The organism is Achromobacter sp. NPDC058515, assembly GCF_042721735.1.
In the GTDB taxonomy this organism is placed as follows: Bacteria; Pseudomonadota; Gammaproteobacteria; order Burkholderiales; family Burkholderiaceae_B; genus Achromobacter.
In genome coordinates this window covers 434,069-454,196 of record NZ_JBHXNI010000002.1, presented here as the reverse complement: position 1 = coordinate 454,196, position 20,128 = coordinate 434,069, and the positions used below count along the sequence as shown (strand labels likewise).

Annotated in this window: 20 protein-coding genes; 11 read left to right on the top strand and 9 right to left on the bottom strand. The window is 67.4% G+C overall.

What is annotated here, in order from left to right; all coding sequences use genetic code 11:
• Positions 1-1,599, bottom strand: a complete 1,599-nt coding sequence (locus tag ACFWP0_RS05310) for a glycerol-3-phosphate dehydrogenase/oxidase (RefSeq protein ID WP_377840217.1) — start codon at positions 1,597-1,599, stop codon at positions 1-3.
• A 92-nt stretch (positions 1,600-1,691) separates the two neighbouring features.
• On the bottom strand, positions 1,692-2,483 hold the full coding sequence (locus ACFWP0_RS05305) for a DeoR/GlpR family DNA-binding transcription regulator (RefSeq protein WP_377840216.1): 792 nt from the start codon (positions 2,481-2,483) through the stop codon (positions 1,692-1,694).
• A 210-nt stretch (positions 2,484-2,693) separates the two neighbouring features.
• On the opposite strand from ACFWP0_RS05305, the gene ACFWP0_RS05300 reads away from it, so the two are divergent.
• The 7 genes from ACFWP0_RS05300 (at position 2,694) to ACFWP0_RS05270 (ending at position 9,799) form a co-directional block, all read left to right on the top strand.
• The gene (locus ACFWP0_RS05300; RefSeq protein WP_377840215.1) at positions 2,694-3,779 is read left to right on the top strand and encodes an ABC transporter ATP-binding protein; all 1,086 of its coding nucleotides are present in this window, start codon (positions 2,694-2,696) and stop codon (positions 3,777-3,779) included.
• Positions 3,779-4,867 (top strand): ABC transporter ATP-binding protein, encoded by a 1,089-nt coding sequence (locus ACFWP0_RS05295; RefSeq protein ID WP_377840214.1) that lies wholly within the window; start codon positions 3,779-3,781, stop codon positions 4,865-4,867. Before ACFWP0_RS05300 ends, ACFWP0_RS05295 begins: the two co-directional genes overlap by 1 nt.
• On the top strand, positions 4,864-5,754 hold the full coding sequence (locus tag ACFWP0_RS05290; protein WP_377840213.1) for a carbohydrate ABC transporter permease: 891 nt from the start codon (positions 4,864-4,866) through the stop codon (positions 5,752-5,754). The genes ACFWP0_RS05295 and ACFWP0_RS05290 overlap by 4 nt, the downstream gene beginning before the upstream one ends.
• Positions 5,747-6,559: a carbohydrate ABC transporter permease gene (locus tag ACFWP0_RS05285; protein WP_377840211.1), complete on the top strand. Its 813-nt coding sequence runs from the start codon at positions 5,747-5,749 to the stop codon at positions 6,557-6,559. The genes ACFWP0_RS05290 and ACFWP0_RS05285 overlap by 8 nt, the downstream gene beginning before the upstream one ends.
• A gap of 12 nt (positions 6,560-6,571) precedes the next feature.
• Complete coding sequence (locus ACFWP0_RS05280; RefSeq protein WP_377840210.1) at positions 6,572-6,880, top strand: DUF2160 domain-containing protein; 309 nt, start codon at positions 6,572-6,574, stop codon at positions 6,878-6,880.
• A 110-nt stretch (positions 6,881-6,990) separates the two neighbouring features.
• Positions 6,991-8,721 carry an ABC transporter substrate-binding protein gene (locus ACFWP0_RS05275; protein WP_377840209.1) on the top strand — a complete coding sequence of 577 codons (1,731 nt, stop codon included), beginning with the start codon at positions 6,991-6,993 and terminating at the stop codon, positions 8,719-8,721.
• Positions 8,722-8,827: 106 nt separating this feature from the next.
• Positions 8,828-9,799, top strand: coding sequence for an alpha/beta hydrolase family protein (locus tag ACFWP0_RS05270; protein WP_377840208.1), 972 nt, complete (start codon positions 8,828-8,830; stop codon positions 9,797-9,799).
• Between the two features lie 7 nt (positions 9,800-9,806).
• On the opposite strand, the gene ACFWP0_RS05265 is transcribed toward ACFWP0_RS05270, so the two are convergent.
• Both ACFWP0_RS05265 and ACFWP0_RS05260 read right to left on the bottom strand, forming a co-directional pair.
• Positions 9,807-10,862 carry a diguanylate cyclase gene (locus ACFWP0_RS05265; protein ID WP_377840206.1) on the bottom strand — a complete coding sequence of 352 codons (1,056 nt, stop codon included), beginning with the start codon at positions 10,860-10,862 and terminating at the stop codon, positions 9,807-9,809.
• An 85-nt stretch (positions 10,863-10,947) separates the two neighbouring features.
• Complete coding sequence (locus ACFWP0_RS05260) at positions 10,948-11,844, bottom strand: NAD(P)/FAD-dependent oxidoreductase (RefSeq protein ID WP_377840204.1); 897 nt, start codon at positions 11,842-11,844, stop codon at positions 10,948-10,950.
• A 209-nt stretch (positions 11,845-12,053) separates the two neighbouring features.
• Between ACFWP0_RS05260 and ACFWP0_RS05255 the strand changes: the two genes are divergently transcribed.
• From ACFWP0_RS05255 to ACFWP0_RS05245, 3 genes are read left to right on the top strand one after another with little or no spacing between them, the layout of a single operon-like run.
• A complete protein-coding gene (locus ACFWP0_RS05255; protein WP_377840202.1) occupies positions 12,054-12,875 on the top strand; it encodes a glucose 1-dehydrogenase in 822 nt (273 codons plus the stop codon).
• A gap of 10 nt (positions 12,876-12,885) precedes the next feature.
• Positions 12,886-14,706: a glycoside hydrolase family 15 protein gene (locus tag ACFWP0_RS05250; RefSeq protein WP_377840201.1), complete on the top strand. Its 1,821-nt coding sequence runs from the start codon at positions 12,886-12,888 to the stop codon at positions 14,704-14,706.
• 28 nt (positions 14,707-14,734) lie between these two features.
• Positions 14,735-15,862 carry an acyl-CoA dehydrogenase family protein gene (locus tag ACFWP0_RS05245; protein WP_377840200.1) on the top strand — a complete coding sequence of 376 codons (1,128 nt, stop codon included), beginning with the start codon at positions 14,735-14,737 and terminating at the stop codon, positions 15,860-15,862.
• On the opposite strand, the gene ACFWP0_RS05240 is transcribed toward ACFWP0_RS05245, so the two are convergent.
• The 5 genes from ACFWP0_RS05240 to ACFWP0_RS05220 form a co-directional block, all read right to left on the bottom strand.
• Positions 15,857-16,228, bottom strand: a complete 372-nt coding sequence (locus ACFWP0_RS05240; protein WP_377840198.1) for a DUF2784 domain-containing protein — start codon at positions 16,226-16,228, stop codon at positions 15,857-15,859. The genes ACFWP0_RS05245 and ACFWP0_RS05240 overlap by 6 nt on opposite strands.
• A 37-nt stretch (positions 16,229-16,265) precedes the next feature.
• The gene (locus ACFWP0_RS05235; RefSeq protein ID WP_377840196.1) at positions 16,266-16,841 is read right to left on the bottom strand and encodes a restriction endonuclease; all 576 of its coding nucleotides are present in this window, start codon (positions 16,839-16,841) and stop codon (positions 16,266-16,268) included.
• Positions 16,842-16,876: 35 nt separating this feature from the next.
• The gene (locus ACFWP0_RS05230) at positions 16,877-17,122 is read right to left on the bottom strand and encodes an RNA-binding S4 domain-containing protein (protein ID WP_377840195.1); all 246 of its coding nucleotides are present in this window, start codon (positions 17,120-17,122) and stop codon (positions 16,877-16,879) included.
• 28 nt (positions 17,123-17,150) lie between these two features.
• Positions 17,151-17,840 (bottom strand): DUF502 domain-containing protein, encoded by a 690-nt coding sequence (locus ACFWP0_RS05225; protein ID WP_377840193.1) that lies wholly within the window; start codon positions 17,838-17,840, stop codon positions 17,151-17,153.
• A gap of 105 nt (positions 17,841-17,945) precedes the next feature.
• Positions 17,946-18,413, bottom strand: coding sequence for a winged helix-turn-helix transcriptional regulator (locus ACFWP0_RS05220; protein ID WP_057282994.1), 468 nt, complete (start codon positions 18,411-18,413; stop codon positions 17,946-17,948).
• Between the two features lie 135 nt (positions 18,414-18,548).
• On the opposite strand from ACFWP0_RS05220, the gene ACFWP0_RS05215 reads away from it, so the two are divergent.
• Entirely contained in the window at positions 18,549-19,850 is a 1,302-nt protein-coding gene (locus tag ACFWP0_RS05215; RefSeq protein ID WP_377840192.1) for a D-amino acid dehydrogenase, read from the top strand.
• The last annotated feature ends 278 nt before the right edge of the window (positions 19,851-20,128 follow it).

Sequence of the window (20,128 nt, the reverse complement as noted above, 5' to 3'; positions counted from 1 at the left end):
TCACTTCAGCCGGTAGTTCGCCGCGACCGCGGACAAGTCCTGCAGCGTGCGCTGCTGCCAGGCGGCGTCGTGGCCCAGCTCTTCGGCCAGGATGCGCGCCACTTCCGGGGCGGCCAGCATGGCGGCCTCGCTGTCCAGGAACAGCGCGCGGTTGCGGCGCGCCAGCACGTCCTCGGCGCTGCGCGCAAGCTCGAAGCGGGCCGCGAAGCGCACATGCGCTTCCGACAGGCCGCTGGCCTTGACCAGCATGCGGTTCGCGCCGGGCAGGGCCTTCAATGCCGGCAGGTCGCTGCCGTAGTAGCTGTCCGGCGTGCCGGCGTGCTCTTCAGGCGGCGCCAGGCCCGCCGCGCCGTGCAGCGGCAGCGATTCGGTGCGGCAGGAGGCTTGCGTCAGCAGCTGGTGCTGGATCGCGGTGTCCACCACGTCCTGCGCCATGCGCCGATAGGTGGTCCATTTGCCGCCCGTCACCGTGACCAGGCCGGCCTTGGACACCAGGATGGTGTGCTCGCGCGACAGCTGCTTGGTGGAGGCTTCGCCGGTGGCCTTGACCAGCGGACGCAGGCCCGCCCAGACGCTGGTCACGTCGTCGCGCGTGGGCTTGCGGCTGAGGTAGCGCGCCGCCGTGCTCAGGATGAAGTCCACGTCCTGCGCGCCGGCTTCCGGATCCAGCGGCAGGTCGTCGCGCGGCGTGTCGGTCGTGCCCACGATGGTGTGGCCGTTCCATGGCACCACGAACAGCACGCGGCCGTCGTCGGTCTTGGGGATGAGGATGGCGCGCTTGCCCGGCAGGAAGTCCTGCGGCAGGGTCAGGTGCACGCCCTGGCTGGGCGCCACCATCGTCTGCGCGTTCTTGTCTTCCATGCGCCGCACGGCGTCCACCCAGACTCCCGTGGCGTTGACGACGCAGCGCGCCCGCAGGGTGAAGCTGGCGCCGCCGATCACGTCCTGCACGGTCACGCCGTCCACCTTGCCGCCGGTGGAGGTGAGGCCCGTGGCGCGCATGTAGTTCACCGCGGTGCCGCCCAGGTCGAACAGCGTGCGCATCAGGCTCATGGCCAGGCGCGCGTCGTCGAACTGGCCGTCGTAGTACAGCACGCCGCCCTTGAGGCCGCGGCCGTTCACGTTTTCGGACAGGGTGGGCGCGTTGGCCAGCGTTTCGCGGCGCGACAGCCAGCGGCTGGGCGCCAGGTTCAGCTTGCCCGCCAGCATGTCGTACATCTTCAGGCCGACGCCATAAAAGGGCTGGTCGAACAGGTTGTAGGCCGGCACCACGAAACCGAGCGGCCACACCAGGTGCGGCGCGTTGCGGTTGAGCAGGCCGCGTTCGTGCAGGGCCTCGCGCACCAGGCTTACGTTGCCCTGCGCCAGATAGCGCACGCCGCCATGGACGAGCTTGGTGGCCTTGCTGGACGTGCCCTTGGCGAAGTCCGCGCCCTCGACCAGCAGCGTCCGGTAGCCGCGCGAGGCGGCGTCGACGGCAGTGCCCAGGCCCGTCGCGCCGCCGCCGATGACGATGACGTCCCAGGAGTGCGTGTTGTCCAGGGTGTTCAGCAGGCGGTTGCGGTCGGGCGGGGTGACGGAGGCTGGGGACTGGTTCATGTTCTTGGTGGCGGCGGCGCCGCGAGGTAAAGGCTTCGGTATTCGTGCCGGCGTGCCGGAAGGGGGCTCGTGGCCCAGGTCCGGCGCGCCGCTCAGGGGGTGGGTTTCGTCGCGCTGGGCGCGGCCGCGACTTCGCAGCGCACGCCGGCGTCCAGCAGCACTTGCGCCAGCGGCTCCTGCGGATGCGCGTCCGTGAAGAACCGGTCTATCTGCGAGATATGCGCCAGTTCCACCATGGCCTGGCGCTTGAACTTGCTGCTGTCGGCCGCCAGCCAGACCTCGCGGGACTGCTCGATGATGGTCCGCGCCACGCGCACTTCGCGAAAGTCGTAATCGCGCAGGGTGCCGTCGGCCTCGATGCCGGAAATGCCGATCAGGCCGATGTCCACCTTGAACTGGCGGATGAAGTCCATGGTGGCTTCGCCGACGATGCCGCGGTCGCGCGAACGCACCACGCCGCCCGCCACGATGACTTCGCAGTCCGGGTTGTCCGACAGGATGTCGGCCACATGCAGGTTGTTGGTGATGACGCGCAGGCCGCGATGGCGCAGCAGGGCGCGCGCGATGGCCTCGGTGGTGGTGCCGATGTTCAGGATCAGCGAGCAGCCGTCGGGCACGGCGCGGGCCACGGCCTCGGCGATGCGCTGCTTGCCGGCGGCATGCAGCCCCTGGCGCTTGCGGTACGCGATGTTCTCGATGGTGGACGCCTCGATGCGCACACCGCCGTGAAAGCGCGACAGCAGGCCGGCTTCCGAAAGGATGTTGACGTCGCGCCGCACCGTCTGCAGGGTGACGTCAAAGCGTTTGGCGAGTTCTTCGATCGAGGCCGAGCCCTGGGCCCGCACCATTTCGATCAAAGCGCTCTGTCGTGGATTCAGTGTCATGTTCGCATCATAAAACAACAAAAGCGAAAAATAATGACGCACCGCAAGATTGTTTTTGATTCGCTTTTTGGGTAAAACGCACAAAAAACGAAAGCTATCTGAAAAAGTATGCTCATCCTGTTGCTGGCATGAGAGCATCGTAGGGCGCTGTACCGAATACCGAAGTCCGTTGGAAAAAACAGGGACGTATAAGTAGGTAGAGGAGACTAGATGCAGCTGACCTTGGACAGGATCGGTTTGCGAGCCGGCTCGCAGACGCACCTGTATCCCATGAGCCTGGCCCCGGTTCCGGGCGCCATGACGGTGCTGCTGGGGGCCACCCTGGCCGGCAAGACCTCGCTGATGCGCATCATGGCCGGGCTGGACCGGCCCACCGAAGGCCGCGTGCTGGCCGACGGCGCCGACGTTACCGGCGTGCCCGTGCGCCAGCGCAACGTGGCGATGGTGTACCAGCAGTTCATCAACTACCCCTCCATGTCGGTCTACGACAACATCGCCTCGCCGCTGAAGCTGCGCGGCGCGGCCGACACGCGCGAGAAGGCCCAGGCCATGGCGGCGCGGCTGCATATCGACCACCTGCTGGCGCGCTACCCGTCGGAACTGTCCGGCGGCCAGCAGCAGCGGGTGGCGCTGGCCCGGGCGCTGGCCAAGGACGCGCCGCTGATCCTGCTGGACGAGCCGCTGGTCAACCTGGACTACAAGCTGCGCGAGGAACTGCGCGACGAATTGTCGGAATTGTTCGCCGAAGGGCGCTCCACGGTCGTCTACGCCACCACCGAACCGGGCGAAGCCCTGTTGCTGGGAGGCCACACCGCGGTGCTGGACGCCGGCGAGCTGCTGCAATACGGGCCCACGGCCGAGGTCTTTCACCGGCCCAATTCCATCCGCGTGGCGCGCGCTTTCAGCGACCCGCCCATGAACCTGTTCACGGCCCGGCGCCAGGAAGCCGGCTTTGTCCTGCAGGGCGACATCGCCGTGGCGCGCGCGCTGCCGGCGGGGGCGGACGCGGACATCACCGCCGGCCTGCGGGCGGGCGCGCTGGACGTGGAGCCTCGTCCCGGGCACATCGGCCTGGCCGGCGTGGTCAAGCTGGCCGAGATTTCCGGGTCCGACACCTTTGTGCACGCCGAAACGGCGGCGGGCGACGTGGTCGCGCAACTGCCAGGCGTGCATCGCTTTACGCTGGACCAGCGCGTGCAGCTGTACTTCGATCCCGCGCAGACCTATGCCTTCGGCGCCAATGGCGCGCTGCTGGCCGCGCCCCGGCAGCCGGCGGGCGCGGGGGAGGCGGCCTGATGGCGCAGATCGAGCTGGACCTGTCCCATTCCTACGTGGCCGACCCGCAGACCGACGAGGACTATGCGCTGCTGCCGCTCAAGTTCACCTTTCGCGACGGCGGCGCCTATGCCTTGCTCGGGCCGTCCGGCTGCGGCAAGACCACGCTGCTGAACTGCGTGTCCGGCCTGTTGCGTCCCTCGCACGGCCGCATCCTGTTCGACGGCCAGGACGTGACGGACAAGACCCCGCAGGCGCGCAACATCGCCCAGGTCTTCCAGTTTCCGGTGGTGTACGACACCATGACGGTTGCCGAAAACCTGGCCTTTCCGCTGCGCAACCGGGGCATTCCGCCCGACCGCATCCGCGACCGCGTGGGCCGCATCGCCGAGATGCTGGAAATGTCCGGGGTGCTGGACCGCCGCGCAAGCGGCCTGACGGCCGACGCCAAGCAGAAGATCTCGCTGGGCCGGGGGCTGGTGCGCAGCGACGTGTCGGCCATCCTGTTCGACGAGCCGCTGACGGTAATCGACCCGCAGCTCAAATGGGAGCTGCGGCGCAAGCTCAAGGAAATCCACCACGAATTCAAGCTCACCCTCATCTACGTGACGCATGACCAGACCGAGGCGCTGACCTTCGCCGACCAGGTCATGGTCATGGCGCGCGGCCGCGCCGTGCAGGTGGGCAGCGCCGACGACCTGTTCGAGCGCCCCGCGCACACCTTCGTCGGGCATTTCATCGGCTCGCCGGGAATGAACTTCCTGCCCGCGCAATGGCTCGACGGCGCGCTGATGCTGGGGCAATGCCGCGTCGACGGCGTGCCCGCGCCGATGGCCGCCAGGCTGGCCGAGGCCGGCCCGGTCAAGCTGGGCGTGCGCCCCGAATACCTGCGTGTGACCGAGCCTGGCGCGCCCGGCGCCGTGCCCATGCGCGTGGACCGCGTGCAGGACGTGGGCACGTACACGCTGCTGGTGGCCGACTTCGAGGGCACGCCGGTGCGCGCGCGCCTGGGCAGCAACATCGTCCACGCCGCCGCCGGCGGCACGGTGTGGCTGTCCGTGCTGAATCCGCACACCTGCTTCTACCGCGACGAGGAGCTGATCCGATGAAACCCATAGATCACCGGGCCTGGTTCCTGGTCCTGCCCGTCGTGCTGTGCGTGGCGTTCTCGGCCATCCTGCCGCTGATGACCATCGTCAACTACTCGGTGCAGGACATCATTTCGCCGGACCGCCGCGTCTTCGTCGGCACCGAATGGTTCGCCGCCGTGCTGCAGGACGAAGAGCTGCACGGCGCCCTGTTCCGCCAGATCGGCTTCTCGGTGGCGGTGCTGCTCATCCAGATCCCGCTGGGCATCCTGCTGGCCCTGTCCATGCCCGCCAGCGGCTGGCGCGCGTCGGCCGTGCTGGTGATCATCGCGCTGTCGCTGCTGATCCCCTGGAACGTGGTGGGCACGATCTGGCAGGTGTTCGGCCGCACCGACATCGGCCTCCTGGGCGCCACGCTGTCGTGGCTGGGCGTGGACTACAACTACACCGGCAACGACGTCGACGCCTGGGTCACCGTGCTGGTCATGGACGTCTGGCACTGGACGCCGCTGGTCGCGCTGCTGTGCTATGCGGGCCTGCGCGCGATACCCGACGCCTACTACCAGGCCGCCCGCATCGACGGCGCCTCGCGCTTTGCCGTGTTCCGCTACATCCAGCTGCCCAAGATGCGCGGCGTGCTGATGATCGCGGTGCTGCTGCGGTTCATGGACAGCTTCATGATCTACACCGAGCCCTTCGTGCTGACGGGGGGCGGGCCGGGCAACGCCACCACCTTCCTGTCCCAGTACCTGACGCAGAAGGCGGTGGGGCAGTTCGACCTGGGGCCGGCCGCCGCATTCTCGATCATCTACTTCCTGATCATCCTGCTCCTGTGCTTCATCCTCTACAACTGGATGCAGCGCGCAGGCACGACCGGCGGCTTCGACGAGGAGCGTGCAAATGCGTGAGAACAACACCTGGTGGCGCAGCGCCTTCCTGACCCTGTACCTGGTGTTCGCCATCCTGCCGCTGTACTGGATGCTGAACATGTCGTTCAAGACGAACACCGAGATCGTCAGCACGCTGACGCTGTGGCCGCGCGACTTCACCTTCGAGCACTACCGCAGCATCTTCACGGACCCCGCCTGGTATTCCGGCTACATCAACTCGCTGATCTATGTCGTCATCAACACGGTGATCTCGCTGACGGTGGCGCTGCCGGCCGCCTACGCGTTCTCGCGCTACCGCTTCATCGGCGACAAGCACGTGTTCTTCTGGCTGCTCACCAACCGCATGACGCCGCCCGCCGTGTTCCTGCTGCCGTTCTTCCAGCTCTACAGTTCGTTCGGGCTGATGGACACCCACCTGGCGGTGGCGCTGGCGCACCTGGTGTTCAACGTGCCGCTGGCCGTGTGGATCCTGGAAGGCTTCATGTCCGGGGTGCCCCGCGAGATCGACGAAACCGCCTACGTGGACGGGTACTCGTTCCCGCGCTTTTTCCTGACGATCTTCCTGCCGCTGATCAAGTCCGGCGTGGGCGTGGCGGCCTTCTTCTGCTTCATGTTCAGCTGGGTGGAGCTGCTGCTGGCGCGTACGCTGACGTCCGTCAACGCCAAACCCATCGTCGCCACCATGACGCGCACCGTGTCGGCCTCGGGCATGGACTGGGGCGTGCTCGCGGCGGCGGGCGTGCTGACCATTGTGCCCGGCGGCATCGTCATCTGGTTCGTGCGCCACTACATCGCGAAGGGCTTCGCGATGGGCCGCGTATAGGAGGGCCCCGGTATGTTCAGCTGGATGGTTTGGACCACGCCTGTCGCCGTGTTTTTCAGCTGCATCGTCCTGATGCTGGCCGGCATGACGATATGGGAATTGAAGTCGCCCACGCACGAAAGGAAGGGCTTCCTGCCCCTGCCCACCACGCGCGGCGACCGGCTGTTCATCGGCCTGATGGCCGCGGCCTGGCTCAACCTGGCGTTCCTGGGGTTTGGCCAGAAGGCGGTGGAATGGTTTTCGCTGGATGAGCCGCCATCGGTATGGATCAGCTTCGTCTTGTCCATGCTGCTGCTGGCGTTCATCATGAAGAAAGGCTGAAGAGGGGCGGCAGACCCTTCGTGGATGTTCTGGAAGGACTATCGGCCAGCGTCTTCCCCGGCCAGCGGTCCGCAGCACGATAAAGGGAAGATTTATCGAGGAGACAGGTCATGAAATTGCGCATGCACGCCATGGCGGCCGCTATCGCCCTGATCGGAACGTCAGGGGCATGGGCCGGCGAGCCGGAGGCGAAGAAGTGGGTCGATTCGGAGTTCCAGCCCTCGTCGCTGTCCAAGGACCAGCAGATGGCCGAGATGAAGTGGTTCATCGACGCGGCGGCCAAGCTCAAAGCCAAGGGAGTCAATGAAGTCAGCGTGGTGTCCGAAACCATCACCACGCACGAGTACGAATCCAAGGTGCTGGCCAAGGCCTTCGCCGACATCACCGGCATCAAGGTCAACCACGACCTGATCCAGGAAGGCGACGTGGTCGAAAAGCTGCAGACGTCCATGCAGTCCGGCAAATCCATCTATGACGGCTGGATCTCGGACTCCGACCTGATCGGCACCCACTACCGCTACGGCGCCATCCTGCCGTTGTCGGACTACATGGCCGGCGCCGGCAAGGAATGGACCAACCCCAACCTGGACCTGAAGGACTTCATCGGCACCAAGTTCACCACGGCGCCGGACGGCAAGCTCTACCAGTTGCCCGACCAGCAGTTCGCCAACGTCTACTGGTTCCGCGCCGACTGGTTCGCCCGCCAGGACCTGAAGGACAAGTTCAAGGCCAAGTACGGCTACGACCTGGGCGTGCCCACCAACTGGTCCGCCTACGAAGACATCGCCGCCTTCTTCTCCAACGACGTCAAGGAGATCGACGGCAAGAAGGTCTACGGCCACATGGACTACGGCAAGAAGGACCCGTCGCTGGGCTGGCGCTTCACCGACGCCTGGCTGTCCATGGCCGGCGCCGCGGACAAGGGGCTGCCCAACGGCATGCCGGTGGACGAATGGGGCATCCGCGTCGCCGACGACAAGTGCACGCCCGTGGGCGCGTCGGTGTCGCGCGGCGGCGCCACCAACAGCCCGGCCGCCGTCTACGCGCTGACCAAGTACATCGACTGGATGAAGAAGTACGCCCCGCAGCAGGCCATGGGGATGACCTTCTCGGAATCCGGCCCGGTGCCCGCGCAAGGCCAGATCGCCCAGCAGATCTTCTGGTACACGGCGTTTACCGCCGACATGACCAAGAAGGGCCTGCCGGTCGTCAACGAGGACGGCACGCCGAAGTGGCGCATGGCCCCGTCGCCGTATGGCCCGTACTGGAAGGACGGCATGCAGAACGGCTACCAGGACGTGGGTTCCTGGACCTTCTTCAAGTCCACCAGCCCGGACAAGATGGCGGCGGCCTGGCTGTATGCCCAGTTCGTCACGTCCAAGTCCGTATCGCTCAAGAAGTCCATCACCGGCCTGACGTTCATCCGGGACAGCGACATCAACAGCGAGTTCTTCACCAAGAACGCGGCGAACTACGGCGGCCTGATCGAGTTCTACCGCAGCCCGGCGCGCGTGGCATGGACGCCCACCGGCACCAACGTGCCGGATTATCCGAAGCTCGCGCAACTCTGGTGGAAGAACGTGGCCACGGCCGTCACCGGCGAAAAGACCCCGCAGGCGGCGATGGACAACCTGGCCACTGAAATGGACCAGGTCATGGCGCGGCTGGAGCGGGCCGGCATGGCGCAGTGCGCGCCCAAGCTGAACGCCAAGAGCGACCCCAGCAAATGGCTGTCGGACCAGCATGCGCCGTGGAAGAAGCTGGCCAACGAAAAGCCCAAGGGCGAGACCATCCCTTATGAGAAGCTGCTGTCGGCCTGGAAGGAGGGCAAGGTGAGGTAAGGGCCGGGCTTCGGGACGACGGATTGGACGCGGCGCATGTCACAATCGCCATGCGCCGCAAGGCACAGCGCTTCGCGCGCCTTTTCCCGGTTCTTCCCGATCAAGCATGCCCCTGACTTCCAAGCTCCAACTTTTTCTGACCTTCGCGCTGACGTTGTCGGCCAGCCTGTCGCATGCCGCCGGCTTCCAGCGCCTGAACCTCCCCATGGACCAGAACGGCCCCGCCCTGCAGGGCGGGGTCTGGTATCCCTGCGCCGACCCCGTGGGCGAGATCAAGATCGGCCGCGCAGTCATTCCCGGCGTCCTGGACTGCAAGATGCCCGACGGGCGCTATCCGCTCATCGTGATGTCCCACGGGTCCGCCGGGTCTTTCCTGAGCCACCACGACACCGCCGCAGCGCTGGCCGATGCGGGGTTCGTGGTCGCGGCGATCAATCATGTGGGCGACAACGCGCAGGACCGGTCGCGGCAGGGGTACCTGTCCATTTTCTCGACGCGGCCCCGCGAAATGCGCCGCCTGCTCGACTACATGACGGGCACGTGGCCGGGGAAGTCGCAGCTCGTAGAGGACAAGGCCGGCTTCTTCGGCTTTTCGCGCGGCGGCTATACCGGCCTGGTGCTGGCGGGCGCCGCGCCCGATTTCCAGGCGGGACTGGCGATATGCCAGGATGCGCCGACGCTGCCGATGTGCCGCGACATCGCGGCCGGGAGGGCGCCCAAGCAACCGTATGTGCATGATGCCCGCATCCAGGCGGCGGTGATCGCCGATCCGCTCAATGCCTTTCCGGGCGACTCCTTGAAGCGCGTCGCCATTCCCATCCAGCTATGGGCGTCGGAGCAGGGCGGCGACGGGGTAAGCCCGGCCAGCGTGGACGCGGTGCGCCAGGGCTTGGGCGCGCCGCCCGATTATCACGTGGCTCGGGGCGCCGGACACTTTGCGTTCCTGGCGCCGTGCGCGCCGGCGCAGGCGCTGGCGCTGGCGGACATCTGCCGCGACCCGCCCGGCTTTGACCGGGCGGCGTTTCATCAGGACTTCAACGCCCGGACGGCCGCCTTTTTCAAGGCGCGGCTGCAATGAACAGGCCCTAGTGGATGGTGCGCGCGGCCTTGCGGGCGCGCTTGATTTCATACATGCGCGCATCGGCCAGGCGGACGGCGGCTTCGGCGTCCAGTCCGCGCGCGTCCAGCGCCACCACGCCGACGCTGGCGCCCTCGTAGGGGACGGCGTCTTCGCCCAGCTGATAGCGCCCCACGGTGGCGGCCGCGGCGCGGTTCTCAAGGGAGCGGGCCGCTTCTTCGGCCTCTCCGCGCTGCGCCTCGGCGCCCGGCGCGGCGTCGCCCCGGGCCAGCGCGGGGCCCGGGCCGATCAGCACGAACTCGTCGCCGCCCAGGCGGCCGAGCATGTCCGATGAGCGCAACGCCGCCGCGATCCGGCGCGACGCTTCGTGCAGGAACGCGTCTCCGCACTGGTGGCCGTAGGTGTCGTTGATGCCCTTGAATCCGTCCAGGTCGATCACCCCCACCAGCACGCTGCCGCCGTCGCGGACGGCATGCGCCAGCAGGCGGTCCAGCGCCTCGTAGAGCGCGCGCCGGTTGGGCAGGCCCGTCAGCGCGTCGGTCAAGGCGTAGGACATGAGCTGCACGTTGGCGGCGTGCAGCTGCTCCATCAGCATCTCGCGTTCCAGAAAGCCGGCGATGACGCTGGAGAACAGCTTCAGCACCGATTCCGCTTGCGGGGCGATCTGATGCTGCGCGGCGCTGGCGGCGCACAGCGTGCCGAACAGGACGCCGTCATCGGTGCGCACGGGCGCGCTGACGTAGGTCTGTATGCCCAGTTGCCGGGCGGCGTCGGAATCCGGCCAGCAGCGGGCGACATCGCTCGTGCACAGGCGGCCTTCGTCCAGCGCGCGCTTGCAGAGGGTGTCGCTCCAAGGCACGGACAGCCCTTCGGGAACCTGCAGCGCGCCGGCGTTGCGCGCGTAGCGGATGTGCTGAACGCCGGCCTTCAGGTCGATCGACGTGAGATAGGCCGATTCCAGCCCGGTGACCGCGCCCAGCATATCCAGCAGCGGACGGGTCAGCTGTTCGACCGACCTGGCCCCCGGCAGGGTCGTCGACAATGCGGCGAGTATCGGATCCAACGCGGCGTCTCCAGGATGCGCAATCGTGGGGATATCCGGCCCGCGCTCGAAAAAGGAGGGGCCGGTCGTGCCGCCATTATGCACGCTAGCCCAGCACCAGCGAACGGTGCACGCAGACCCCCGCCATGACGCCCGACGCGCTTGCCAGCGTGGCGTTGGACATCGGGGTGGCGGCGTCTCCCGCGGCGTAGACGCCGGCAACCGTGGTCTGCCTGAATTCGTCCACGCGGATCACGGGCCCCAGGGGGCCGTTGTCGAACGCGCATCCCAGTTGCGTCGCCAGCGGGCTGGCCATGTGCGTCTTGCTGGCCACGAACAGCGCCTTGACCGGCGCGTGGCGGCCGTCCGCCAGCGCCACGCCGTCCAGCGCGGGGGCGGCGCCCAGCAATTGCACGATCGGCGAGCGCTCTACCCGCACGCCGCGGGCCGCGAACAGCCGCGCTTCCTCGGGCTCGGGCTCGAACTGCCCTTGCGTGAAGTAGGTGGTCGGCCCCCAATCCGGCAGCAGCATTGCCTGGTGCGCGGACAGCGGATGCGCGGCCAGGACGCCCAGCGGCTGGTCGGCGACTTCATAGCCATGGCAATAGGGGCAATGCAGCACGGTCTGACCCCAGCGCTCCTGCAGGCCGGGCACGGGCGGAAGTTCGTCCCGCATGCCGATGGCCAGGATCAGGCGCGAGGCCTGGGCGCGCTGGCCGCTGGCCATGGCGAGCTCAAAGCCGCCGTCGCAGGGGGCCGCAACGACCGCCTCGCCGTCCAGGAAGTCCACCGTCGGGTAGCGCGCGAGCTGGGCCCGCGCCTGCGCCACGATCTCTCGCGGCGGCGTGCCGTCCTGCGCAAGGAATCCATGCGCGTGCGCGGCGTAGCGATTGCGCGGCAGGCCGGCATCGACCAGCAGGATGCGCCGCCGGGCGCGGGCCAATTGCATGGCGGCGGAAAGGCCGGCAAAACTGCCGCCCACGATGATGACGTCATGGCGCATAGGGGGCTCCTGTTCAAGAATGGGTATTCGATACTTTATAAGTTGCATGATAGGCCGCCTTGTGGCGCGACGCAACTTATGATGTTTCATGTTTGCGCGGGCAGGGCGCGGCGCGTGCAAGTTGCGTCCCTGCTTGTCCGGGGACTACCCTGAAACCCTCTACACCCGGCGGTCGTCATGCTTGCGCGCTGACCGCCAAGGAGGCTGGCATGCAGCACGCGACTGAACTAGGCGGCCGGGTTGCCGTGGTGACGGGGGCGTCTTCGGGCATCGGGCGCGCCACGGCGATCGGCCTGGCGGCGGCCGGCGCGCGGGTGGTGGTCAACCACCGCGCCGGCGGCGATTCGCAGGCCCGCGCGGCGGCGGTGGTCGAGGCGATCCAGCGCAACGGCGGCTCGGCCGTGACCGCGGCGGCGGACATCAGCCGGGAAGCCGAGGTCGACCACCTGTTCGCGCAGGCGGTCCAGCACTTCGGCCGGCTGGACATACTGGTCAACAACGCAGGCATCGAGCATCCGGCCCCGGTCGCCGACATGACGCTGGCCGACTGGCAGCGCGTGATCGACGTGAACCTGACGGGCCATTTCCTGTGCGCCCGCGCGGCGGCCAGGGCGTTTCAGGCGCAGCCCGCGGACCCGTCCCGACAGGGCCTGGCCCTGGGCAACATCCTGTTCATCAGTTCGGTCCACGAGCTGATCCCCTGGGCGTTCCAGGTGAACTACGCCGCCTCCAAGGGCGGGCTGTCGATGCTCATGAAATCCCTTGCCCAGGAGCTCGCGCCGAGCCGCGTCCGGGTGAACTCCATCGCGCCCGGCGCCATCCGCACCGCCATCAACCAGCCCGCCTGGGATACCCCGGAAAGCCTGGCCAAGCTGCTCAAGCTGATTCCCTATGGCCGCATCGGCGAGCCGGAGGACGTGGCGCGGGCGGCCGTGTGGCTGGCCGGCGACGCGTCGGACTACGTGACGGGCACGACGCTCTTTGTCGACGGGGGCATGACGCTATACCCCGAATTCCGCGGCGCGGGCTAGGGCGGCCGCCATGTCCAAACCCCTGGAAGACTACGGGCTTATCGGCAACATGCTGTCCGCCGCGCTGGTGGCGCGCGACGGGTCCATCGACTGGCTCTGCCTGCCCCATTTCGACTCGCCGGCGTGCTTTGCGGCGCTGCTGGGCGACGAGAGCCACGGGCACTGGCGCGTTGCGCCGCACGGCAAGATCCGGGAGACGACGCGGCGGTACGTGCCCGACACCGCCGTGCTGGAGACGCGCTTCGAAACCCGGACGGGCGTCGTGCTGCTGTACGACTTCATGCCGCTCAGCGACGATGGCGAACGCGTGGACGTGGTGCGCATCGTGCGGGGCGAGTCCGGGCACGTGCAGATGGACATGGAGCTGGTGCTGCGCTTTAACTACGGCCAGACCGTGCCCTGGGTGCGCCGGCGCGACTATGGCCTGAACGCCATCGCCGGGCCGGACGCGGTGGAGCTGCACACGCCCGTCGAGCTCGAGGGGCACGACATGAAGACGACGGCGCGCTTCTCCGTGCACCAGGGGCGGGTGGTGCCGTTCACCTTGTCGTATCACCGCTCGCACCGCACGCCGCATTTCGTGCCCGACCGCGTCGAGAGCATGGACAGGACGATCTCCTGGTGGCAGGAATGGGCCAAGCGCTGCCACTGGGACGGCCCGGGGGACGGCAGGCGGGACGCGGTGGTGCGTTCGCTGATCACCCTGAAGCTGCTGACCTTCCATCCCACGGGCGGGATCATCGCCGCGCCGACGACCTCCTTGCCGGAGTCCTTGGGCGGCAGCCGCAACTGGGACTATCGCCATTGCTGGCTGCGCGACTCCTCGCTGACCCTGTACGCCTTGCTGAACGCCGGCTACCGCGAAGAGGCCGAGGCCTGGCGCCAGTGGCTGCTGCGGGCGGTGGCCGGGCATCCGGATCAGTTGCAGATCATGTACGGCATCGCGGGCGAGCGCTGGCTGCCGGAACTGGAGATTCCCTGGCTGCCCGGCTACGAGGCCAGCCGGCCGGTGCGCAGGGGCAATGACGCGGCGGGGCAGAGCCAGCTCGATGTCTACGGGGAACTCATCGAGACCTTGTACGCCGCGCGCGTCGCGGACCTGGCCCCGCTTGCCGAAGCCTGGCGCCTGCAGAAGGTGCTGCTGGAGCCGCTGCAGCACCGGTGGCGGGGCCTGGACCACGGCATCTGGGAAGTGCGCGGCGAACGCCGGGCCTTCACGCATTCGCGGCTGATGTGCTGGGTGGCGTTCGACCGCGCGGTCAAGGCGTGCGAGCGGTTCGGGTTGCAGGGGCCCGTGGAGGCCTGGCGGCGCCTGCGCGAGCAGATTCGCAAGGACATTTGCCAGCACGGCTACGACCCCGTCAGGGGCTGTTTCGTGCAGAGCTACGGATCGTCGGCGCTGGACGCCAGCCTGCTGCTGATTCCCCAGGTGGGTTTCCTGCCCGCCAGCGATCCGCGCGTGGCGGGCACGGTGCACGCCATCGAGCGCGAGCTGCTGCACGGCGGGCTGCTGCGCCGCTACTCCACCGAGCGCACCGACGACGGGCTGGAGGGCGACGAGGGCGTGTTCCTCGCCTGCAGCTTCTGGCTGGCGGACGCCTATGTGATGCTGGGCCGGCTGGGCGATGCCGAGCGCCTGTTCGAGCGGCTGCTGTCGCTGCGCAACGACCTGGGCCTCCTGTCAGAGGAATACGACGTCGTCCAGCGCCGCCTGGTCGGCAACTTTCCGCAGGGTTTTTCGCATATCGGCCTGGTGAACACGGCCTACAATCTGGGTCGGGCGATGGGCCCGGCCCAGCAGCGCGCCGAGCAGAATGCGCCGCGCGAGTAGCGCCCGCCACCATCCAGGAGAGACAAACATGCTACTGACCGAAGAACAGCAAAGCGTCCAGGAAATGGCGCGCCGGTTTGCCCAGGAGCGCCTGGCGCCCAACGCCGAGCGCTGGGACCGGGAACACCACTATCCCGCGGACGCCATCGCCGAGATGGCGCAGCTGGGCTTCTTCGGCATGCTGGTGCCGGAGGCGTGGGACGGCAACGACAGCGGCTATATCTCGTATGCCGTGGCGCTGGAAGAGATCGCCGCGGGCAGCGGCGCGTGCTCGACCATCATGAGCGTGCACAACTCGGTCGGCTGCATGCCCATCCTGAAGTTCGGCACCGACGCCCAGAAAGAACAGTTCCTGCGGCCCCTGGCCCGCGGCGAGCACATCGGCGCCTTCGCGCTGACCGAACCGCAGGCGGGATCGGACGCCAGCAGCCTGCACACCCGCGCGCGGCGCGACGGCGACGGCTACATCCTCAACGGCGCCAAGCAGTTCATCACGTCTGGGCGCAACGGCCAGACCGTGATCCTGTTCGCGGTGACCGACCCGGACGCCGGCAAGCGCGGCATCTCCGCGTTCATCGTGCCCACCGACACGCCGGGCTACAAAGTCCTGCGGGTAGAAGACAAGCTTGGCCAGCATGCTTCCGACACCTGCCAGATCGCCTTCGAGGACATGCGCATTCCGGACGCCTTCCGGCTGGGCGCGGAAGGCGAGGGCTACAAGATCGCGCTGTCCAACCTGGAGGGCGGCCGTATCGGCATCGCCTCGCAAGCGGTGGGCATGGCGCGCGCCGCCTTCGAATGCGCGCGCGACTACGCCCACGACCGCCAGGCCTTCGGAAAGCCCATCATCGAGCATCAGGCCGTGTCGTTCCGGCTGGCCGATATGGCGACGCAGATCCATGCCGCGCGGCAGATGGTGCTGCATGCCGCCGCCCTGCGCGAGGCGGGGCGGCCCGCGCTGACCGAGGCGTCCATGGCCAAGCTGTTCGCCTCGGAGATGGCCGAGAAGGTCTGCTCGGCCGCGATCCAGACGCTGGGCGGCTATGGCTACCTGAAGGATTTTCCGGTCGAGCGCATCTACCGGGACGTGCGGGTGTGCCAGATCTACGAGGGCACCAGCGACATCCAGCGGCTGGTGATCGCGCGCAGCCTATGAGCGGCTCGCCCGGCGGCGCCGCGCCCACAGGGCATAGATGGCAATATTGCCCACGATCAGCAGCGCCGCCAGGATGACCTGCGTCTGCCGGGTGATGCCCTCGGGGTAGATGATGCCCAGGATGTAGTGCTCGATGAAGCCGCCGGCATAGCCTTCCTGGCCTGCCTGTTCGCGCAGCGACACCTCCAGCGGCGTCAGCGGGCATATCCAGCCCATGCCGATCACCAGGGCGCCCCAGGCCATGGCCGGCAGATGCACGTAGGCGATCCGGGGCTTCCACAGCGCCAGGAGGCCGCCGAACATCACAAAGGCGACGAACAGGCCATGCACGACAAGCACCAGGTCGGCAAGGATGCGGTAGGTCATCAGCGTATCCCGGTTGGATCGGCCAGCCCGCGGGGCCTCAGACCTTGAGGTCCCGCAGCAGCTTGGTCAGTTCCGGCGCGGTCATCAGCGACACGCCTTGCGACTTGGCGTATTGCAGCGCGTTGTCGGACACATCGCCCAGGGCGATATAGATGGCTTCGCGGGCGCCGCGCTTCTCGCGCACGGCCTGCAGTTCGCGCAGCGGCTCGACGCCGACCCGGGCGGCCTTCCAGCGCTTGGCGCTGACGATGGCCACGTGGCCGTCCTTGCTCAGCGCAAAATCGGCGCCGGGCGTCTGCAGGCGCTCGACCTCGCAGCCGTCGCGCCGGAAGCCGGCCTCGACGGTCTTCGCGAAGTCCGCCCAGGACATGGCGGCGGTGGCTTCGGCCACGGCCTGCACGCGCGTGCCGGACGGCGCGCGCAACTGCTTGTAGGCGGCCATGAGGGAAATCACGGCGAAGGGCACGGCGGCGAACACGCCCATCGCGGCGTAGTCCAGGGGCAGGGCGGCAAAGCCGCCGCCGGCCAGCAGCACGGCCACGCCGGCGCTCATCCACCACGGCGAGCGCAACAGCACGGCGAAGATGGAGTTCTGGGACATCTTGAGTTTCATGGCGGCTCGCGGCGGTGCAGAGAAATGAAAAAGGATCAGGCGTCGCCGCCGGCGGCCTCGGCGGCGCGCACCACGATGCGCACGTCGCCGCAGGTCACGATCTGGCCGCCGCGGATTTTTGCGGTCTTGCGGGTTTCCACGACGCCGCCCACGCTGACATGGCCCTCGGCCACGAGCATCTTGCCCGCGCCGCCGCTGTCGCAGACGCCGGTTGCCTTGAGCAGCTGGTTGATTTCAATATAGGGGCTGCCGTCGGCAAGCGTGAATTCGATGATGGGCATATCGCGCGGGTCAGGAAGTGGCGGCCGGTCAGGCCGGGCCGTTGGTATCGGTGTTGCCGGTGTTGCCGGGGGCAGCGGGCCGGCCGGCGGGAGCCTCGGGCCCGGCCGGCGGCGCCGGGCGGTTGTTGTTGTTGTTTTCGGCGCGGGCCATCCAGGCGATCAGCGACGAACGCATGGCTTCCTCGACGGACATCTGGATGGGCTGGACCCAGTCCTGCGGGACGAAGACGGTGTAGCCGCCGATCATGTAGCCCATCGGCAGGTACACGGCGACGCGGTCGCCCTGGGTGAAGCCTTCGGGCAGGCCTTCCATGCTGCGCCGGGTCACCAGCCCGACCAGTTCAAGCTGCTGGCCCGGCACGCGCAGGATCACGACCTGCTGGGCGGTGTTCTTGGAGCTGGGCGAGAAGTAGTCCGCAAAGCTCTTCAGGGACGAATAGATGCTCTTGACCACCGGGAGGTTGGTGAAGGGCATTTCCACCAGCGTCAGCACATGCTGCACGCGTTCCTTGGATACGAGGTAGCCGATGGCCAGGATGCCCAGTATGCCCAGCGCCAGGCCCATGCCCGGCACGTAGAAGCCGCCGATGAAGGGGCGCAGGAAGGTCAGCGCGACGGCTTCCGTCCAGGCCAGGAAGATATAGAGCAGATAGATCGTCAGCGCCAGGGGCAGGACGGTGATCAGGCCGCGGAAGAAGTATTTGTAGAGACGAGTCATAAGCAAGGGCAAAAGTGGTGTCGGATTGCACGGCCATGGCGCGCCGGAGGGCCGCCAGCATAGCAGCCGGCGCGCAGCGCGCCGGTAACAAAACCGTGCGGCGCGCTAGCGGTCCACCGGCAGGAACAGGGTCTCCTTGATTTCCTCCATGACCACGTAGCTGCGCGATTCGGCGGACGCGGGCAGGCGCTTGAGGATTTCGCCGAGGAGACGGCGGTATTCATTCATTTCGGTCAGGCGCGCCTTGACCAGGTAATCGAAATCGCCCGACACCAGGTGGCATTCCATGACCTCGGGCACGTACAGCAGTTCTTTCTTGACCTTGTCGAAGACGTCGCCGGACTTGGCGGACAGCTTGATTTCCAGGAAGACGAGCAGGTTCTTGCCCAGCGCCGCCGGGTTGACGCGCGCATGGTAACCCGTGATGACGCCTTCGCGCTCCATGCGCTTGACGCGGTCCGAGCAAGGGGTGGCGGACAGGCTCACGCGCTCGGCCAATTCGGTCACCGAAATGCGGCCTTCGCGCTGCAGGATTTCCAGGATTTTCAGGTCAATACGGTCAAGGTCGCGCATTTCACTTTTGGCGATCATAAAACGGGGTCGGCCCGAGAAAAAGCACTGGCAAAACGATATCTTCAGTGCTTTTCACTGCGAGGAGGCTCATAGACTACCGAAATTCCTGTACAAAACCAAACACTGGAAAGAATCATGCATGTGATCGTCCTCGGCAGCGGCGTAATCGGCGCCACGACCGCCTACTACCTGGCCTGCCAGGGCGCCAAGGTGACGGTGCTGGACCGCCAGCCCGCCGCGGCCCAGGAAACCAGCTACGCCAACGCCGGGCAGGTGTCGCCGGGCTATTCCACGCCCTGGGCCGCGCCTGGCATCCCGCTCAAGGCCATCAAGTGGCTGTTCCAGAAGCACGCGCCGCTGGCGATCCGCCTGGACGGCAGCCTCTATCAGCTGAAATGGATGGCCGCGATGCTGGCCAACTGCTCGGCGGACCGCTATTCGGTCAACAAGGAACGCATGCTGCGCCTGTCCGAGTACAGCCGCGACTGCCTGCGCGAATTGCGCGCCTCCACCGGCATCCATTATGAAGAGCGCGCGCGCGGCACGCTGCAGCTTTTCCGCACGGACGCTCAGCTCGAAGCCGCCCGCCGCGACATCGCGGTGCTGGAAGAGGTGGGCGTGCCCTACGAACTGCTGGACCGCAACCGCCTCGTGACGGCCGAGCCCGCGCTGGCGCGCTCGATCCACAAGCTCTCGGGCGGCCTGCGCCTGCCGAACGACGAAACCGGCGACTGCCAGCTGTTCACCAGGAGGCTGGCCGAGATGGCCGCCGCCCTGGGCGTGGATTTCCGCTACAACCAGACGGTCTCGGGCCTGAACACCGCGGGCGGCCAGATCACGGGCGTGCGCGTGGGCGACGAGGTGCTGACGGCGGACCGCTACGTGGCCGCCTTCGGCAGCTACACCCGGGGCTTCCTCGAGCCGCTGGGGCTGGATCTGCCGGTCTATCCGGTCAAGGGCTACTCGCTGACCATCCCGCTCAAGGACGAATCCGCTGCGCCGGTCTCGACCATCCTGGACGAGACCTACAAGATCGCGGTGACGCGTTTCGACAAGCGCATCCGCGTGGGCGGCATGGCCGAACTGTCGGGCTTCGACCTGCGCCTGAAGGACGCGCGCCGCAAGACGCTGGAACTGGTGGTGAACGATCTGTTCCCCGGCAGCGGCCACGTCGCCCAGGCCGAGTTCTGGACCGGGCTGCGCCCCATGACGCCGGACAGCACGCCCGTCGTCGGCCCCACCCGCTACGGCAACCTCTACCTGAACACCGGCCACGGCACGCTGGGCTGGACCATGGCCTGCGGCTCCGGCAAGCTGGTGGCCGACCTGGTCATGGGCCAGCGTCCGGCGATCCGCACGGACGGACTGGGCCTGTCGCGCTACGACCGCAACGCGGCGTCCCGCCAGCAACTGGTGCTGGGCGGCAAGGGCGCATAGCAGGGACCTTCTCCTGATCAGGTGTCTGACACAGATCCGGTGTCTGACACCATTGAGCGGATCAGGTGGATCAGGTGTCTGACACCCCTGAGACATCGGCTCGAACTGAAGCCCGTCTCCCCGGGTGTCAGACACCGGCAGAAGAAGCGCCAGATCAGGTGTCTGACACCCCTGAGACATCGGCTCGAACTGAAACCCGTCTCCCCGGGTGTCAGACACCGGCAGAGATCAGGTGTCTGACACCCCTGAGACATCGGCTCGAACTGAAACCCGTCTCC

Excerpts from the sequence above, each read along its gene's own strand:
- ACFWP0_RS05275 (WP_377840209.1), top strand. The coding sequence starts at position 6,991 with ATGAAATTGCGCATGCACGCCATGGCGGCCGCTATCGCCCTGATCGGA.
- ACFWP0_RS05230 (WP_377840195.1), bottom strand. The coding sequence starts at position 17,122 with ATGCCCATCATCGAATTCACGCTTGCCGACGGCAGCCCCTATATTGAA.
- ACFWP0_RS05300 (WP_377840215.1), top strand. The coding sequence starts at position 2,694 with ATGCAGCTGACCTTGGACAGGATCGGTTTGCGAGCCGGCTCGCAGACG.
- ACFWP0_RS05235 (WP_377840196.1), bottom strand. The coding sequence starts at position 16,841 with ATGAAACTCAAGATGTCCCAGAACTCCATCTTCGCCGTGCTGTTGCGC.
- ACFWP0_RS05220 (WP_057282994.1), bottom strand. The coding sequence starts at position 18,413 with ATGCGCGACCTTGACCGTATTGACCTGAAAATCCTGGAAATCCTGCAG.
- ACFWP0_RS05285 (WP_377840211.1), top strand. The coding sequence starts at position 5,747 with ATGCGTGAGAACAACACCTGGTGGCGCAGCGCCTTCCTGACCCTGTAC.
- ACFWP0_RS05215 (WP_377840192.1), top strand. The coding sequence starts at position 18,549 with ATGCATGTGATCGTCCTCGGCAGCGGCGTAATCGGCGCCACGACCGCC.
- ACFWP0_RS05270 (WP_377840208.1), top strand. The coding sequence starts at position 8,828 with ATGCCCCTGACTTCCAAGCTCCAACTTTTTCTGACCTTCGCGCTGACG.
- ACFWP0_RS05280 (WP_377840210.1), top strand. The coding sequence starts at position 6,572 with ATGTTCAGCTGGATGGTTTGGACCACGCCTGTCGCCGTGTTTTTCAGC.
- ACFWP0_RS05295 (WP_377840214.1), top strand. The coding sequence starts at position 3,779 with ATGGCGCAGATCGAGCTGGACCTGTCCCATTCCTACGTGGCCGACCCG.
- ACFWP0_RS05260 (WP_377840204.1), bottom strand. The coding sequence starts at position 11,844 with ATGCGCCATGACGTCATCATCGTGGGCGGCAGTTTTGCCGGCCTTTCC.
- ACFWP0_RS05290 (WP_377840213.1), top strand. The coding sequence starts at position 4,864 with ATGAAACCCATAGATCACCGGGCCTGGTTCCTGGTCCTGCCCGTCGTG.
- ACFWP0_RS05225 (WP_377840193.1), bottom strand. The coding sequence starts at position 17,840 with ATGACTCGTCTCTACAAATACTTCTTCCGCGGCCTGATCACCGTCCTG.
- ACFWP0_RS05310 (WP_377840217.1), bottom strand. The coding sequence starts at position 1,599 with ATGAACCAGTCCCCAGCCTCCGTCACCCCGCCCGACCGCAACCGCCTG.
- ACFWP0_RS05240 (WP_377840198.1), bottom strand. The coding sequence starts at position 16,228 with ATGACCTACCGCATCCTTGCCGACCTGGTGCTTGTCGTGCATGGCCTG.
- ACFWP0_RS05245 (WP_377840200.1), top strand. The coding sequence starts at position 14,735 with ATGCTACTGACCGAAGAACAGCAAAGCGTCCAGGAAATGGCGCGCCGG.
- ACFWP0_RS05305 (WP_377840216.1), bottom strand. The coding sequence starts at position 2,483 with ATGACACTGAATCCACGACAGAGCGCTTTGATCGAAATGGTGCGGGCC.
- ACFWP0_RS05250 (WP_377840201.1), top strand. The coding sequence starts at position 12,886 with ATGTCCAAACCCCTGGAAGACTACGGGCTTATCGGCAACATGCTGTCC.
- ACFWP0_RS05255 (WP_377840202.1), top strand. The coding sequence starts at position 12,054 with ATGCAGCACGCGACTGAACTAGGCGGCCGGGTTGCCGTGGTGACGGGG.